General features: G+C 30.7%; 13 protein-coding genes and 1 pseudogene. 9 read left to right on the top strand and 5 right to left on the bottom strand.

Features of this window, described 5'->3' with window-relative positions:
* The first annotated feature begins 2 nt into the window (after nt 1-2).
* The 3 genes from DG435_RS12385 (at nt 3) to DG435_RS12375 (ending at nt 2,160) form a co-directional block, all read left to right on the top strand.
* Nucleotides 3-1,445 (top strand): rubredoxin, encoded by a 1,443-nt coding sequence (locus DG435_RS12385; protein WP_106791176.1) that lies wholly within the window; start codon nt 3-5, stop codon nt 1,443-1,445.
* A 68-nt stretch (nt 1,446-1,513) separates the two neighbouring features.
* Nucleotides 1,514-1,843, top strand: a complete 330-nt coding sequence (locus DG435_RS12380; protein WP_106791175.1) for a hypothetical protein — start codon at nt 1,514-1,516, stop codon at nt 1,841-1,843.
* 128 nt (nt 1,844-1,971) lie between these two features.
* Complete coding sequence (locus DG435_RS12375; RefSeq protein WP_106791174.1) at nt 1,972-2,160, top strand: hypothetical protein; 189 nt, start codon at nt 1,972-1,974, stop codon at nt 2,158-2,160.
* 28 nt (nt 2,161-2,188) lie between these two features.
* Here DG435_RS12375 and DG435_RS12370 read toward each other — a convergent pair whose 3' ends face one another.
* From DG435_RS12370 to DG435_RS12355, 4 genes are all read right to left on the bottom strand, one after another.
* Nucleotides 2,189-3,643, bottom strand: a complete 1,455-nt coding sequence (locus tag DG435_RS12370) for a S41 family peptidase (RefSeq protein ID WP_106791173.1) — start codon at nt 3,641-3,643, stop codon at nt 2,189-2,191.
* 191 nt (nt 3,644-3,834) lie between these two features.
* Nucleotides 3,835-5,139 carry a carboxypeptidase-like regulatory domain-containing protein gene (locus tag DG435_RS12365; RefSeq protein ID WP_106791172.1) on the bottom strand — a complete coding sequence of 435 codons (1,305 nt, stop codon included), beginning with the start codon at nt 5,137-5,139 and terminating at the stop codon, nt 3,835-3,837.
* 140 nt (nt 5,140-5,279) lie between these two features.
* On the bottom strand, nt 5,280-6,686 hold the full coding sequence (locus DG435_RS12360) for an ATP-binding protein (protein WP_106791171.1): 1,407 nt from the start codon (nt 6,684-6,686) through the stop codon (nt 5,280-5,282).
* Nucleotides 6,687-6,917: 231 nt separating this feature from the next.
* Nucleotides 6,918-7,451 (bottom strand): hypothetical protein, encoded by a 534-nt coding sequence (locus DG435_RS12355; RefSeq protein WP_159025447.1) that lies wholly within the window; start codon nt 7,449-7,451, stop codon nt 6,918-6,920.
* Nucleotides 7,452-7,904: 453 nt separating this feature from the next.
* On the opposite strand from DG435_RS12355, the gene DG435_RS12350 reads away from it, so the two are divergent.
* From DG435_RS12350 to DG435_RS12335, 4 genes are all read left to right on the top strand, one after another.
* Entirely contained in the window at nt 7,905-10,115 is a 2,211-nt protein-coding gene (locus DG435_RS12350) for a hypothetical protein (RefSeq protein ID WP_234420907.1), read from the top strand.
* A gap of 46 nt (nt 10,116-10,161) precedes the next feature.
* The gene (locus tag DG435_RS12345; RefSeq protein WP_024770390.1) at nt 10,162-10,614 is read left to right on the top strand and encodes an antitoxin Xre-like helix-turn-helix domain-containing protein; all 453 of its coding nucleotides are present in this window, start codon (nt 10,162-10,164) and stop codon (nt 10,612-10,614) included.
* A complete protein-coding gene (locus DG435_RS12340) occupies nt 10,614-11,069 on the top strand; it encodes an RES family NAD+ phosphorylase (RefSeq protein ID WP_106791168.1) in 456 nt (151 codons plus the stop codon). Before DG435_RS12345 ends, DG435_RS12340 begins: the two co-directional genes overlap by 1 nt.
* A 164-nt stretch (nt 11,070-11,233) precedes the next feature.
* On the top strand, nt 11,234-13,303 hold the full coding sequence (locus tag DG435_RS12335) for a M13 family metallopeptidase (RefSeq protein WP_106791264.1): 2,070 nt from the start codon (nt 11,234-11,236) through the stop codon (nt 13,301-13,303).
* Between the two features lie 215 nt (nt 13,304-13,518).
* Here DG435_RS12335 and DG435_RS12330 read toward each other — a convergent pair whose 3' ends face one another.
* A complete protein-coding gene (locus tag DG435_RS12330) occupies nt 13,519-14,172 on the bottom strand; it encodes a hypothetical protein (RefSeq protein ID WP_024770387.1) in 654 nt (217 codons plus the stop codon).
* A gap of 113 nt (nt 14,173-14,285) precedes the next feature.
* On the opposite strand from DG435_RS12330, the gene DG435_RS12325 reads away from it, so the two are divergent.
* Both DG435_RS12325 and DG435_RS12320 read left to right on the top strand, forming a co-directional pair.
* Complete coding sequence (locus DG435_RS12325) at nt 14,286-15,620, top strand: aspartate kinase (RefSeq protein WP_106791263.1); 1,335 nt, start codon at nt 14,286-14,288, stop codon at nt 15,618-15,620.
* Between the two features lie 238 nt (nt 15,621-15,858).
* Nucleotides 15,859-16,209: pseudogene (locus tag DG435_RS12320) on the top strand (magnesium chelatase domain-containing protein); the annotation flags it as partial.
* Between the last annotated feature and the right edge of the window lie 764 nt (nt 16,210-16,973).

The following is a 16,973-nucleotide window of genomic DNA, read 5'->3' as shown; positions in this document are numbered from 1 at the left end:
TTATGAAAAAAGAAAAATATTTACATCGAGTAGATGTTAAAGGAGGTGTTTTGTCTCCGATAGAATTGCTACGTATTATTAAGTATGCTCAGAATCTGGGACTTGATGTTTTTCATTTTGGATCTCGGCAGGATATTATTTTTCCTAAAAAAAATAGTAATGGAAACATTATTACCAGAAATGATTTTTTTGACTCGTCTTTTTTTGCCTCAGAAACACAACAAAATATCAGCTGTTCTTATGTTTCTATTGATATTTTTAATGCTACCGTCTGGTTAAGAGACACGACCTATTTATATATTCTTGAGGAATTTAGGTATAGTCCAAAATTAAAAATAAACATTACTGATCCTAAGCAACAGATCGTTCCTGTCTTTACAGGTGATTTAAACTTTATAGCTTCTTCTCATGAAGATTATTGGTATTTATTTTTAAAGTTACCCGACTGGGAAGAAGTGTTTTACCCTGTGTTAATTTATACATGGGATATTGCAAAAGTTGCAAAAGCGATTGAAAATAAATATCAAAACGCGAATAATGTTAATGAGCTGTTTCAATTTTTGAATAAGAACCTAGAAACTAATAATAAAGTAATAGAAAAACCACTTCAAATTAATTTTGGCCCGTTTCCTTATTATGAAGGAATGAATAAAATGGATGAACATCAATATTGGTTGGGGTTATATTGGAGAAACAATAGATATAATTTAGAATTTCTAAATACTCTATGCGAATTTTGCATAGAATATCGAATAGGAAAAATATGTCTAACTCCTTGGAAATCTTTTATAATAAAAGGAATACCAAAAGAAAGTAAGTTGGTTTTGGAAAAATTACTAGGAAAATTTGGTATAAATGTTCGACACTCTGCCTTAGAATTAAACTGGCATATACCAGTTGATAATAAAAAAGCATTTGATCTAAAAAAGTTTTTAGTGATGAACTTTGATCAAAATGATATCAGTACCTATGGATTAACTTTTGGAATCATATTTAAACATGATCAAAAGCGATATTTTACATCTATAATGATTGAAGAAAATAAGATATCAGACATTATTCAGGATTTTGTAGTAAGGCCAACATATAATGTGTTATATGCTAAAAATTTTAACCCTAATACCCAACAATATATTGTATATGCGCAAGATATAGATCAAATGGATTTACCAGGAATATTACTCGAATTAACAAAAACATATTTTCGGAATTTAGGAAAAACAGAAGATGATCAACCCCCTGAGCTAGGCATTAAAAAAGAAACTCTTGAGATTGAAGTATATCAATGTAATAATTGTCAAACTATTTATGACTCTTTAATTGGAGATGTGCTCAACAAAATCCCTAGAGGAATAGATTTTGTTGAATTACCAGACAATTATAGTTGTTCTCTCTGTGAGGCTCCAAAAAATAATTTTAAGAAAATTAAAATGCTGGTGGAGTAAAGGTTATTCTGATATTAAGTTAAGGAATAGAATAGTGTAGACAGTAATGATAACCAAAATTTTCACTTATGAATTTAGAAGAAATAATTATGGTCTCTATTTCAGAATTTTTAGAAGTAGAAGTACATAGAGATACAGAGGCTTTGGATTTAGCTTCCAAAATCGAAATTGTAAAAAAAAGAATACAGGATAAAACTAAAAATAATCCAAACTCTTCTTTCGGCAAAAACAAATTAAAAGACTGTGAGTATGAAATGTTTTTTAGTAGCAATCCTAATGATAAAATTAAAATAGATGGTTGGATTCCTATAGCAACCGAAAATGTTAAAGAGATCAACAAAATTTCAGAATATATCGAAACAGGACTTTTAAGAAAAATTGAAATTCATACAATATAATTGTTAATACTTCTGTGTAAAAGTATTCTACTTCTTTATCTTTTTGAGTAAGTTTTAAACTTATTTTTACTGACGAACTTTATGGAACTGTACAATCATAAAATATAGTTCAGAAAATAAATTACCGTATGACAGAATATGTACTTTTAACAGATGATCAAAGTTATTTTGTTGAATATCTTATCGGCGAACTAGTATTATCAAATAGTATTAGTGAGGCGATGAAGTTTAACGATGAGCATCTTGCATTAAGATTTAAGCAAATGTTGCATAATTCGTGTGAATTAGTGACTAGTGTAAATACATATATTGCATAATTTAGGATAGTAAGAAGCTAGTTTTTACCTAGCCACGAATCAATTTTAGAACATAATCCAGATCAGGATCTCTACCAGAGATTAAATCATCAATAGAGAATATAGTTTGTCTATCAGGAAGCACACCAGACCCTTTAGGAACTCTTTTGTCTTTTACATAATGGTTGATCTTTTCCATATACATTACCATTATTATTTTGGAATTAGGAAATTCATAATACACAGGAAATTCTCCATTAGAAAAATGATATCCACCACCGGTCTCTTCTCCTACTAAAATAATATTTGGATCATTTTTTACATTTAGCGCAAAGGTAGATCCTGCAGAAAAAGTTGCTCCTCCGGCAAGTACATATACATTTCCTCGAAACCTATCTTTATCAGGAACCATAATGGCTTCCATATCATCAAAAACAAGCTTCCATCCATCATATATAGGATGGTTATAAAACTTATCTTTTAAAAAAACCTTTTCACTAAGATACGTTCTGGTGACATATTTTCGCTCCGGAACGGCAAGTGAAGCGACATACTCACTAGTTATCTGTTTAAATACATTGTTGGTTATAAATGAGAATAAATGTACTGCATTAGGTCTAAAACCTCCATCATTTTGTCGAACATCAACAACAAGATTGGTAATTTTCTTTTTATTAATTTCTTTGAAAATTTTTATCAGATTTGATTTAAAAATCCTGATGTCTCCTCTAAATGAATTAACAACCAGAACAGCCGTATTTAAGTCGTCTTTGTAATATACAAATGGGCTTTTGTTATTAATAAATGTATCAAAGTAATCAAAACCATTTTCTTGCTTATGGTATTTAGCAAAATAAGAATTACGCTTGGCGTTTCTAAGTCTTACAGTTACAAAAGATTCTGCTGGTAAGACTATATTTGTTTCTGTTCCATCTGGGGCTGTATAGTCAATATTAAATTTTTTCTCAACACCATATTCATATGCAAAGTACAACCCGAATTTTAACTCTATTTCTCGATATTTACGAGTGAGATTATATCCATCACTAGACACATATTTCTTTAGGCGATGTAAAATTTCATAAGTTTGGTGGCCATTAATTCGATTAATTTTTGAACCTATCGGGATATCAAAATCATCGGTATCTGTATAAAACTCTGTATTTATCAATTTAAGAATCAAAGGAAAATAATATTGATCTGTTTTTATGGTATTGGGAGCAAAAAACAAAAGATGTCCATCTTTTATTTTATCTGTAACCTCGAGGATGTTTTGATATAATTTTATATCAGAATCTGTTGTAGTCAAAGATTCTTTTGCAACCTTAAAGACATACTCTAAAGAATCTTGATCAATATATTCGTATAAACTAGGGTGTCCTTTTTTAAGGATATTTTCAAAAATTCTGAAATCTTCTCTAATCGCAAGAGAATCCATACGTTTTTGTGCAGAAAGTACACAGGTAAGTGTGCAAAAAAGTACAAAACACTGTATTTTTTTCATTAGATGATTTTAACGATATAACTTAATTGACTTCTTTAGATTGCCTATTGTTGCAATCTTTTTATTTTCCCAGATGTAAAAGTAATGAAATTGTTGAGTGATTTTTATGTATTACTGAATTTAATAAAATGAGTTTACTAAAAAAAGAGTATGAAAAACATACTCTTTTTAGATTGCAAATTGTTTTGTTTTTAGTTTAATTTTCGCAGTTGTCTTTGTATTTTTTTGATTGCTGATTCTATAGATTTTTCTGGTTCTATAACATTATATTCACCCCAAAATACTGGATCAGAGAATCCAGATGCTTCATCACTAATTACTACAGAAGATTTTAACTGGTCTCTTGGTCTAACGGTTTCGTTATTGATATTTTTTTTCCAATCGGTAACCGCCATTTCTACATTTAATTTATAGACAGAGTTAAATAATTTCTTTTTCCAATTGATTTTTACGACAAGATCAATCCTTCCATAACCATAGTACCATTTCCCATCTTTTTGGCGATAATCAATAGTGTAAGATGCCTGGGTAGGGTATACTTTTGCTTTTTTTGGTTTTTTTCTAACAAACATTTTACTAACCTCTTCTTTATTTTCCATATTAAGACTAAAGACTGCTTTGGTCATTGCTAATGTTTCGGCATCTATATACAATTTTCCGTAATACAATGGCTCTTTTATGTAAGAACGTTGTTTAAAATTTAATACATAAATATACTGATCATGAATTTTTGTGGACTTATCAAAACTAAAAGCATAAGTATCGGTCATGTTTTCTGTAAAAAGAATCTCGGGGTTTTTCATCACATCAATATAAAGTGTACTGGTAGGCCCTCCCTGTAATTTTAATGTAAGTGTGTCTAATTTTTTATAATCGGCACTTTTTCGGGCTTTAAAAAGCTTGATGATATCTGTTTTTGTGGATTCATAAGGATTTTTATAAACATCTACTACGGCTTCAGAAAGAGAAACATAGCTTCTACGTTTTTTGATAGTTTCTCTATAAAAAGCAGTCATAATGCTGTTTTCATTAAGGTAATTGCTTCCTTTTCTTTTTATTACTTCACGTATAAGTGCATTTGGATCCTTTGGGTCAATATTAACTTCGGATAATTCAGTGATAGAGACATTAAGTTTTATTTTTAATTCCTTACCATTAAATTTTGATAGCATAATTACCTTGTCTCTGTATCCAAGATATGAGGCCGTTATTTTACCATTAGCCATATCTTTAGGGACCTTTAATGAAAATTTCCCTTCATCATTTGTAACTGTAGAAATATTAGTTTCATTTACAGCAATAGATGCAGATACCAAAGGGCGATTGGTCTCATTATCGAGTAAATATCCTTTGTATTCATTATAGTTGGTGTCATCTTGATTACTATCCTGAAAATAGGTGAATGCTTGTATATGAGCAGAGTATGAGAGGGTTAGCAAAATAAACAATAGAAAAGCAGTATGCCTATTGTGAAAAAAAATATTTTTTTTATTCATAGCTCGAGTTTTTTTGGTTGTAAATTCTTTTTTAAAGAGCTTAATCCTACATTACAAGGTAAGAAATTTTACCGAAGAAAATTGATGTCAATACGTTAAAACAGTAGCTTATGTTAAATTTCTGATTGTTTTAAATAAGATTAATGATACTTGTAATGATCTCCAAACCAGTTCCTGAGTTTAATGTTTAAAATTTCTGTAGTAAAGGGTTTAGTAATATAATCATCCAGTCCTTTGGCGATAAATCGCTCTGCATCACCGGGTAAGGCATTAGAGGTTAAGGCAATTACCGGAGGGACTTTTTTATAGTTTTTACGAATCAGGTTACAAGTTTGAACACCATCAAGTTCTGGCAGATTGATATCCATTAAGATAAGATCATAAGTGTCTTCTTTAAACATGTCGAATGCTTGTTTCCCGTCTTTTGCTATATCTGATGTACAACCAAGATATTTTAGAATTTGTTTGGATACCATTATGTTGGTTTCAGAATCTTCTACTAACAATACATGTAAATTATAGTTGTAATTTTTTATTCGTGTAGGAACTTTACTTTCTTGAACTAATAATGGTGTGTTGGCGATATTTGTTTTAAAAGTAAACCAAAAATTACTGCCTTTTCCGAGCTCGCTTTTTACACCAAGTTTTCCTTGCATTAGATCTACTAGTTTTTTACATATAGAAAGCCCTAGTCCGCTTCCTTGACCAGCTAGGATTGTTTCGTCATTAAATTGGCTGAAACGACTAAAAAGTGTTTCCTGATCTTTTTTACCAATACCAATTCCAGAGTCGATCACTTCCACTTTAATGGTTAAATGATCATTTTTTTGAGATACAGCAGAAATATGTATGTGTATCTCTCCACCATTAGTAAATTTTATGGCATTACCAATAAGGTTAGAAATAACCTGAGTTAAACGATTACCATCTGCTATTATATTTTCGGGCAATTCTTCAGGGTATTTAGGAATTAAATTAATTTCTTTAGCTGTAGCAGTAGCCAAAAAGAGATCTACATTTTGATGAATTAATTCTTTAAAATTAATGGGAGTAGGGGATAAATTAAATTTTCCTTCTTCCATTTTTGATAGATCCAAAATTTGATTTAAGATTTCTAATAAATTATGCGAAGATTGGTGAATTGTAGTAACATATTCTTTTTGAAGATCATTAAGTTTTGTAGTGTTAAAAAGTAAATCAATCATACCTATAACCCCAACCATAGGGGTTCTGATTTCATGACTCATATTAGCAAGGAACTCTTGTTTAAATTTTGAGCCCTTTAAGATTTGTTGATTTTTTTCTTTTAATTGATCTAGATTTCTACCTCCAAACATAGCAAACAGGCCCAGAAATAGGGGAGCAGTATCTATAATATAATGAATAGGGAAATTTCTTTGTACATAGGTTATAGATTGCCATGAGAATTCAAGGTCAAGTCTGGCAATGTCAATACTTGTGGCCAGAATAGGAAATGCAAATCCGAAAGATATCCCGTATAAAGTATATCTAGCCGCTTCAGATTTGAACCATGATATTCGTGCCATAATAATAATTTTGTGAGCTCTTACGTTTTTTATTATTTAGTTACGTTCTTTATTATTTAAAAAACCGGCGTATTAGGGAGAAGCTTAGGGAGAATAATTGCTAAATATAGTTTTTTTTTGAAATATTAAGCAATGTTTTAAGGATTTATATACCAGAGGATTAGAGTATTCTTAAAAAAATCCACGACAGGGGATTGTCGTGGATTTTAAACCTTACTTTTAATGATTAAATCACATTTTGAAAATTATCTTTTTTAATTTGTATCCATCAATTTTAATTAAATAGGTCTTTGGGTCAATATAATTTTGAATATAATCATCAACTTCTCCTTTGTCTAATAATCTTCCAGACATGTTGTAAAGACTATATTTAAGGCCTTGGGGAACTTCTTTTATATCTTTAAAGGTTTTTTGATCTGTAGTTTGTTGACAGGTATCATCTGCCAAAAAATTATTGATAAAAGTAATTCTTCCTTGCTCTTCTCCTTCTAATGTTACGGTTGCTGTATCATCGATATCAATAATACCATTACCTGTTAAATCACCAAGAATTATTAAACAAGCGTTTCTTACTTTAATACGTACTCCAGCTTCAAGATGTAAACTTTCTGTAATGAAAATAACACCTTCTTCAGAATTTTCGTCCAAACCATCAACTACAGTGTTTTCTGTTACCGACATTAATTTATAAGAAATGTCAATTTTAGTGTTTGCAAATGTTATGCTTGTTAATAACAAGGCTAATAAGGGTAGAAATTTTTTCATAAAGTTTGGTTTTGGGGTTGAACTTCAATTTTGTAAGTAATTACTTACTTTAAATGATTTTTTATCGTTGTAAAACACAAAATCAACGACAATATACAACATTTTATGCTAAAAACGTAACTTTATTAAGCTTAGTATTGATTTTTATTTTTGATTTGTAAACAAAAATCACGCATGACCCTCTGGTTACGGGTAGTTTATTAAAAATTATTTTTTTGTTTTTTTTAACAATTTTTGAAAGCAGACACCATATTTGTTTGATTTTAATGAATAATAAATTAAAATATATTTAGACATGAGTATTCGTTTTATTCATTAGATTTATATTCTTATTCTTAAAATCTAATTATTACAGAAATGGTAAAACTGTTGTTGTTTTTTCAACAATTTAGTATATGGTTTAAAATACTGTTGAGCGAGTTGTCTAATAACCTAATTAGCCTCTTTTTTATTTTGGCTTTATATTTTGCTTTATGGCATTTTCCTCAAACTATAGATTTATTGTTAATCCTTAATCAAGCAGATGCCTTTATGTTCGAGGTACCGTTGTATTTTTTCTTACTTATGGTCTCGGCATTTTTGATCTGGAATATACCAAAGTATTTCTACTATTATAATTATAAGGATATCTCGTTTTCTAACCTGATCGGCTTTATACCTAATCAACATTATAAATTTCAGGATAAAAATAAATCGGTTAGATACCATTACCTGGTTAGAGTACATATGAGAAAAGTACTGCCTAGAATATTAGCTCTTTTGTTATTGATTATTTCTGCTTTAAGTATTCTTAATGCGATGGAGTTGTTTGAACTAGATAATATCTACACTAATTTTTTAGAACCAACAAATACACTTATTTACTGTATCTTTTTTTTATTTCTTTTATCAGAACCTACTATATACGGTCATATACAGGAATTTATTAATAAAATCCCCAAGACGAATGCGTTTATAATTCTATTATCGGTAGGATTGATTGTTTTTATTATATCTCTGGGTACTTTAAATACTCAAACAGAAAAGGATTTAGGGAATCTTTTTCTGTCTAATTGTGCACTGGCTTTGTTTTTCTTTACATTATCGTTTAATAGCTATCGTTTTTTAAAAGAATTTCCTCAAAAGCTCTTTTATGGGGTTGTTCTCTTTTCAGGTTTTATTTTATTATTTTCTTTTCTGGCACTTAATTTTGTTCCCGAATGGGCTAGTAGAATAAATCCTTTATCTATTTTAATATTATCATTATTAAGCTTGTTTATGATAAGTTTTGTGCTAATTCTTTCTGGTAAAAAGCTAAAACTACCTTTATTTTCTATAGTTGTTGTTTTATGTTTATTTTCTTCCAGACTTTTTTCAGAAAGTTCTGATCATTATCAGCTTACCATAAAACCTTCAGAAGTAGATAGGCCAGTTATGGAGCAATATATGTATCAATGGATAAAAGATAGAATTGATATCATAGAAAAGAAAGAAGGGAAGTTTCCTGCTCTTTTGGTTTCTTCTGAAGGAGGAGGGTCCAGAGCTGGGCTTTGGTCTTTTTTAGTACATAGTTATTTGTATGAGAAGTCTAATGGAAGTTATTTTGAAGAAAATTTACTATCCTTAACCGGAGCATCAGGAGGAAGTGTAGGCAATGCTATGTTTTTTGCTGAAGCACAACTTGCTATGTATGATAACAAAAAGGCTAATTTTAAAACTAAATCGACCGATGGATACCCGGATTTGAAATATAAAGCAAGTGCAGTGTATAAAGAAAATTATTTATCTGTTTCATTACTTTCACTATTAGGTAGAGATCTGTTTAAGGAAACAACAAGTTTGTTTCGTTTTAAAGACAGAGGCAAACTGTTAGAAGAACAATGGAGTGATATTTACAAAAAATACTTTTCTAAAAAATCGAATGAAGATATCTTACAGAAAGAATTTTTATCTTTTTATAATAATATTCCCAATACAGAAGAGAAGACAACCCCACCACTTTTGTTTATTAATACTACACATACACAGACAGGAAACTATAATGTAATAAGCCCCGTTAAATATGCTCATCTAAGACCTCTTACCGGGATGCGTGATTTTATAGAAAATTTGCAAAAAAGCTACCCCGATAGCTCTATTGGATTATCAACAGCAATGCGTATAAATGCAGGGTTTCCTTATATAACCCCGGTTGGAGAGGTAAAAAAATCTTCTATTTCAGGTGAAGAATATTCTGATCAATATGCAGATGCAGGGTATTATGATAATGTAGGAGGTATAGTATCCAAAGGTGTTGAAGAAGTTTTTAGAAATGTATTACGAGATTCTTTCCCTGAGTTACAGGATAAAATCAATATCAAACATATTATCATTGCTAATAGTGAAGAGCGTAAAATGATAAAAACGCAAACACAATATAAAGCCCCTTTAACAACCTTGCAAAATGTTAGATATGGGCATACTCAGGAAATTATCAAAAAACTTGGGAGTAAGTATATAATAAAATTAGAGCCAACTATGATACCTCTTTCTTTATCAGAATCAGAAAATATAGAAAAAGAAGTTCTTATGATTAAACCAGTTTTACCGTTAGGTCGATACCTGTCGACTGTGGCAGTTAGATCTATGGAAGCAAGGTTGAGTAAGGTAAAACCACAATTAGATTCAATTTTAACAGTAAACTAAGACAGTTGTCATTTTTTTTTGTATTTTTGTCATAAAATAGGTAATCATGAGTGCAGTATCTCCATTAGATTTTGATAGTTTCGAAAATAAAGGTTTATTACGATACCTTAATATAGATATCCCTTTACGTAACATGTATGATTTTATTGAGCTATCAAGAAATGGGATAGATAAAAAGGCATTGCTACATCTTGCTAAGACTATTGGTTTTGACCTTAAAGAACTTGCACATATACTTCATATGTCTGAACGCACTATCCAACGTTATGATTTAAATAAAAAATTAGGAACAGAAGCTAGCGCTAGAGTATTACAGTTGGCTAAGCTTTATGCAAGAGGAGAAAATATTTTTGGAGACCTTTCTCGTTTTAAAAATTGGATGGGACACCCAAGTGTGGCATTAGCCATGAAAAAACCAAAAGAATTATTAGATACTACATTTGGTTTTCAGTTACTTAATGAAGAATTAGTTAGAATAGAACATGGAATTTTTGCCTAATGCGAGTATATCGAATAGCTAAACAAAAATACATAAAAGATCTTACCGGAATCGGAGCAAAAACAGTAGGAGGAAGATGGAATCCTAAAGGAGTTGCTGTTTTGTATACTAGTACTACAGCAGCACTTTCGGCCCTCGAAGTACTAGCTCATTTGCCAGCTGCATATTTTCCAGATGATATGTCAATTGCTACTATAGAAGTTCCTGATACATTAATTACCACGATAGACATAGAAAAGATACCAGATAATTGGAATCAAATTCCTGTACCTATCGAGATTCAAAATTTTGCAATGCAATGGATTGCAGAAGAACAATACCTAGGTCTTAAAGTGCCTAGCATCATAATTCCGAAAGAAAGAAACCTTCTTGTTAATCCAATGCACCCTAAATTTGATAAAGTAAAACTTATTGATGTTGAACCATTTTGTTTTGATACCAGGTTGTTAAAATAAAATCTGTTTGTTAAATCTTATTTTTTCGTTAAAACTGGGTACAAAACTCACCAACATATTTCATTTTGTATAAATTACGAGCTTAATATACGTAACGAATTTTCGGTTCAGACGTCATATTTACTAATAACTAATCTTAATTTAATAACAGAATGAGTATAAAAATGAAAAATGTTTACTTTTTGGCTGCATTTATTTTCGCTTTTGTGAGTTGTAAAAACGAAACAAAAAAAAGTGATAGCGAAAGCGAAGTAGTAGCTGAAGTAGAGAAAGTTCCTGGCATAGTTCTGGAAAACATGGACACAAGTGTGAGTCCTAAAGATGATTTCTATAACTATGTTAATGGGAGTTGGATGAAAAACACAAAAATTCCTGATGACCGTACAAGTTGGGGAGGATTTGGAGTTCTTCGTAAGTCTACAGATCAGGATGTGTTAGATATTTTGGCAAATGCCAAAAAAAGTGGAAAATATGGTGCAGATACAGATCAGGCAAAAGCACTGGCTATTTTTGACACAAAATTAGATACGATAGCAAGAAATGAGGCAGGTATAAAACCATTACAACCTGCACTTGATGATATTGCATCAATTAAAAATTTATCCGATTTACAAACTGTATTGGCCAAAAACCCTTCAGTTTCTTCTCCGTTTATGGGTATCGGTGTTCAAGCAGATCTAAATAACAGTGCGATGAATGCTGTATATTTAGGAGCAAATGGATTAGGGTTACCTGATCGTGATTATTATTTAGATCAGGATGAAAAGTCAAAAGAGATTCGTGAGGAATACAAAAAGCATATTGTTAAAATGCTACAAATATTGGGAGACTCAGAATCTGATGCGACTGCTTCAGCAAATAAAATTCTTGAACTTGAAACCAAGTTGGCAGAACCAAGATTGGATAAAGTAGAAAGAAGAGATGCTCGTAATTATAATAATCCTAGAACAATAGCAGAAGCTGATAAAATATTATCTTCAATTGATTTCAGTAAATTGATCAGTGATCTTGGTGTAACCAAAAAGTTTGATACTATAATTATCGCTCAATTGCGTTATACTAAAGCCTTAGACGGTTTTTTAAAGAATACACCCATCGAAGATTTAAAAACTTTGGTAAGATGGGATACTTTTAATAGTGCGACTAACCAACTAACTACAGATATAGAGAAAATTAATTGGGAGTTTTATAGTAAGTATCTAAGAGGTCAGAAAGAACAACGTCCTGCTGATGAGAGAGCTTTAGCTGTGGTTAATGGTACTGTAGGAGAAGCCTTAGGACAATTGTATGTAGATGCAAAATTCCCGCCAGAAGCAAAGGCAAAGGCAGAAAAAATGATTGCCAATGTAATCGATGCTTATAAAGCACGTATTCAGAACTTGGATTGGATGGGAGATGAGACCAAAACAAAGGCTATCGAAAAACTAAATAAGTTTACAGTTAAAATAGGTTACCCAAATAAGTGGGAAGATTATTCTGAAATGAAAGTATCTGCAGATAAAACCTATTTTGAAAATATGGTAGCGGTAAATAAGTGGGCTACAGATAAAAACTATGAGGACATAGGAGAACCTGTTGATAAAACAAAATGGGGAATGTCACCACAAACGGTTAATGCATATTTTAACCCGCTTAACAATGAAATTGTATTTCCTGCAGCAATACTTCAACCACCATTCTATAATTATACTGCAGATGAAGCGGTTAATTACGGAGGTATTGGAGCTGTGATTGGTCATGAAATATCTCATGCTTTTGATGATTCTGGAGCTCGCTTTGATGCAGATGGGAATCTTAAAAACTGGTGGACAGAAGATGATCTTAAAGCTTTTACAGAAAGAGGAGATGCACTAGCAGAGCAGTATAGTAATTTAGAAGTACTAGATAGTGTATATGTAAATGGTAAATTTACATTAGGTGAGAATATTGGAGATTTAGGAGGAGTATTAGGAGCATATGATGGGCTTCAGAAATTTTTGACAGAAAATGGTAGACCAGAAGATATCGATGGATTTACTGCAGAACAGCGTTTCTTTATGTCTTGGGCTACAGTATGGCGTACTTTAGTACGTGATGATGCTTTAAGAACTCAAATAAAGACAGATCCACATTCTCCGGGTAAAATACGAGCTATACAACCTTTATTAAATGTTCCTGCATTTTATGAAGCTTTTGATATAAAAGAAGGAGATAAAATGTATTTGACACCAGAAAAACGAGTACATATTTGGTAAAATATAATATGAAATGTATTAAAACCCTGCTCAACAGCAGGGTTTTTTTGTTTAAGGTCATTTGAACTTTTTGTCTGGAAGTGAAAAAATAGGCTTTTGTGCTATAATAAATCCATTTTTGAGTAGCATAGCCATAGCTACGATGCGAAAAAAGGATGAAATTAGGGTGTAAAATGCATTTTTGTAGCCCAGAATTAAAAGTTCAAATGACTTCTTCAAAACGATTGATCTTCTTTAACTTCATTCATTAATAAAAATGCTTTATTAACATATTCTTTTTCTAAAAATAAAGTGAAATAGTTTGAAGTAGAAATGACTTCAAAAACAGGAATGCCTTCATAAGCTAATAGCTTAAAAATATAAAAATATAAACCAATTACTTTAGAATTATCTTCGGGTAGCGCAATAGAAATAGAAGATAAATCATCTGCAACAGAGATACAGACTTCATTTTTAAAATGTTTCTCAACAGTAGATTTAAGTGATGAAGACACTAATATATTACTCTCTTGAAAATTACTGGAATATGTAAAATAAGCTTTTGTTTCGTTTTTTACACTTTCTAAAAGATTACTCTGACTGGTTAAAATACTATTGGAGTTTAAAAATGTATACTCGGTTATCCCCGATCGTACCATGATATCACCAAGATTCCTTAGATTATCAATATGTTTTATTTTTCGTGGGTGATAACGCCTTAATGCCATCACAATAGAACCAGGTTTAACAGGCTTTTTCATGATTTTTTCCACTTTAGGTAATAGATCGACAGCCAACGAACTGAAATTAATAATGTCCCTTGATAGTGCGTCCTCTAGAAAAGGCTGATGCCTTAAAATATTGTGTACACAATCTGTAATTGTTTTCATTGTTACATATTTAACATTCTGTGCAAATTTATGCTTTTTCTTTTAAAATATTTATTATTTGTGAGTTATTAATTAACTATGCATTGTTAAAAACAAATGAAAAAGCAAGATTGATGAAAATTTTAAAGTTTGGAGGAACTTCTGTAGGATCTGTTGAAAACCTAAATAAGGTAAAGGAAATTTTAATCTCGGATCAAGAAGATAAAATTGTAGTTTGTTCTGCAATGTCTGGTGTTACAGATCAGTTAATTCGTCTTGTAGAAAATGTGAAATTTAACGATGTTGATGCTATTACGAGAAATTTACATCGATTAGAAAGCAAACATAATGATGTTATTGATGAACTAATTGAGAATCAAGAAACAAGAAATGTTCTTAAAGACGGATTATCTACAATGATTACAGAAATGTTTGAGATCTCTAGTCAAGAATACTCTGAGGCTGTTAACTCTAAGCTCATTACCTTTGGTGAAGCTCTTTTGACATATATATTCTCTGGATTTCTAAAAGCAGAAGGTATATCTAATGTTTTATTAGATGCAAAGGAATTTATGTATGTAGGATCTGTTGAAAACCCAAACATAGATAAGGTTAGTGAAAAACTAAATAAAGTAATAGAAAGTAATATCCATACGTCATTATATATTACTCAAGGGTTTGTATGTAGAGACGAGGTAGAACAAATTAGTCATTTAAAAAGGGGAGGTAGTGATTATACAGCTACAATTATTGGAGCAGCATTAAACGCTTCAGAAGTACAAATATGGACCGATATTGATGGACTACATAATAACGATCCAAGGTATGTTGATGAAACACATCCTATCTCTCATCTTACATATAATGAAGCAGCAGAATTAGCATATTTTGGAGCCAAAATTCTTCATCCGCAAACTATTTCTCCTGTTGTAGGTAAGGATATACCAGTACTTCTTAAAAATACATTTGATCCCGAAGCACCAGGGACTGTAATTTCTAATAAAACATATCAAAAAGGATTAAAGGCAATTTCAGCAAAAGATGGGATTACAGTGATTAAAATTAAGTCTAATCGAATGTTGATGGCTCATGGATACCTGAGAAGAATTTTTGAAGTCTTTGATAACTATCATACTTCAATAGATATGATTACAACTTCAGAGATTGCTATATCATTAACAATTGATAATACAAGTAACCTGGATGAAATCGTAAAAGAAATAGAAACCTATGCAGAAATAACCGTAGAGCAAGATCATAGTATTATATGCATTGTAGGAGAATCGGTTATCAATGATAAGAATTCATATAGGCTTTTCGAAATATTAAATTTCATTCCGGTACGTATGATATCTTATGGAGGAAGCAATAATAATATATCTATTTTGGTAGATACCAAAGACAAAATACCAACACTAAAATTTTTAAATAAAAAACTGTTTCAAACTACAGTAGAAGCAGTTGTATGATTGTTTGTTATGTAATTTTATACATAAAATAAGTAGGGCATGAGCTTGGGGTATTCTATCATACGTAATATATCTTTATAAAGCGAGGGCCCTACTTTTCAATTTTAACCTTCTTAAGTCTAAACAGAGTAGGTTATTTATCTTTAAAATGTATCCTGAAATATTTTTGATACAAAATCCCAGTTTCATTTTTTAAAACTCATCGTACCTATGTTTGCATGGATGTAAAACACAACACATGCTTACAAAAGTTTTTGGGAGTGCTGTTTTTGGAGTCGAAGCAACATCCATTACAGTCGAGGTGAATATTGATAAAGGAATCGGATATCACCTTGTAGGGTTACCAGATAATGCAATACGAGAAAGTAGTTATCGTATAGCTGCCGCTTTGCAAAACAATGGATACAAATTACCAGGAAAGAAAATAACGATTAATATGGCTCCTGCAGACTTAAGAAAAGAAGGATCTGCTTACGATCTTACCTTAGCTTTAGGAATTCTTGCAGCAAGTTCACAAATCAAAGGAGATACAATTTCAGAATATTTGATTATGGGAGAACTATCTCTGGATGGAAGTTTGCTGTCAATTACAAAAGTAAATGCTAAAATACATTAGTTTATGCAAAAAATACAGAAGTAAATGCTAAAGAACGAAAGAAAAAAAACATATTGGTTGTAGTAGTTAAAATATGTGCTTCGATGTATATTCTCTCTTTTTACATACCTAAAAATATATTGGCAAGGTTAAAGAATTAAGCATACCTGTAAATAAATAGTGATTTGATAATCTGTTGATATGTTGTGAGTTAAAAATAAAATTGTATATTTAGATTAATTACCCCGTGCTGAAAACCATTATTCGGCATGGGTTTTTTTATTTAACTTATAATCAAACATGTTATGAAATTAATTTATGTATTTTTTTTATCATTTATTTTATTGTTAGGTTGCAAAAAAACAGAAAAGACACAAGAAGAAATTATTAAATCAAATGTTACAGGGGAAGCAACGATAGAAAAGAAGGACAATGGAGAATATTGTGTAACGTGCGCTAATGGGTACAAATATTGTTGCACTTCTCCTAAAAGTCCTGTCGTAAATTGTATTAAAAAGACTGGATATTGTCAGTGAATTTAATTTTAGACCAAAAGCTTTACTTTAAAAGGGAAAAGATAATAACACTAGTATGAGTAATAAGACTTAGATAGTTTTATAAAATTTTAATTTTCAAGAATATCAAGAATAAAGTATTATTTAAAATGAAGATAACCTAAGAAGGATTAGAATCTTAAGTAGCATTACCTGCACAGGATTTCACTATAACATGGAATATGAATATTTTACCATCTTTTC

This window comes from Aquimarina sp. Aq78, from assembly GCF_900299525.1.
Taxonomy (GTDB): Bacteria; Bacteroidota; Bacteroidia; order Flavobacteriales; family Flavobacteriaceae; genus Aquimarina.
Note: the sequence above shows the minus strand (reverse complement) of the source record. Positions and strands in the feature narration are given on the sequence as shown.

Coding starts and splice junctions, on each gene's coding strand:
- DG435_RS12345 (WP_024770390.1), top strand. CDS start 10,162: ATGAGTGCAGTATCTCCATTAGATTTTGATAGTTTCGAAAATAAAGGT.
- DG435_RS12370 (WP_106791173.1), bottom strand. CDS start 3,643: ATGAAAAAAATACAGTGTTTTGTACTTTTTTGCACACTTACCTGTGTA.
- DG435_RS12385 (WP_106791176.1), top strand. CDS start 3: ATGAAAAAAGAAAAATATTTACATCGAGTAGATGTTAAAGGAGGTGTT.
- DG435_RS12330 (WP_024770387.1), bottom strand. CDS start 14,172: ATGAAAACAATTACAGATTGTGTACACAATATTTTAAGGCATCAGCCT.
- DG435_RS12340 (WP_106791168.1), top strand. CDS start 10,614: ATGCGAGTATATCGAATAGCTAAACAAAAATACATAAAAGATCTTACC.
- DG435_RS12365 (WP_106791172.1), bottom strand. CDS start 5,139: ATGAATAAAAAAAATATTTTTTTTCACAATAGGCATACTGCTTTTCTA.
- DG435_RS12375 (WP_106791174.1), top strand. CDS start 1,972: ATGACAGAATATGTACTTTTAACAGATGATCAAAGTTATTTTGTTGAA.
- DG435_RS12335 (WP_106791264.1), top strand. CDS start 11,234: ATGAAAAATGTTTACTTTTTGGCTGCATTTATTTTCGCTTTTGTGAGT.
- DG435_RS12325 (WP_106791263.1), top strand. CDS start 14,286: ATGAAAATTTTAAAGTTTGGAGGAACTTCTGTAGGATCTGTTGAAAAC.
- DG435_RS12380 (WP_106791175.1), top strand. CDS start 1,514: ATGAATTTAGAAGAAATAATTATGGTCTCTATTTCAGAATTTTTAGAA.
- DG435_RS12360 (WP_106791171.1), bottom strand. CDS start 6,686: ATGGCACGAATATCATGGTTCAAATCTGAAGCGGCTAGATATACTTTA.
- DG435_RS12355 (WP_159025447.1), bottom strand. CDS start 7,451: ATGAAAAAATTTCTACCCTTATTAGCCTTGTTATTAACAAGCATAACA.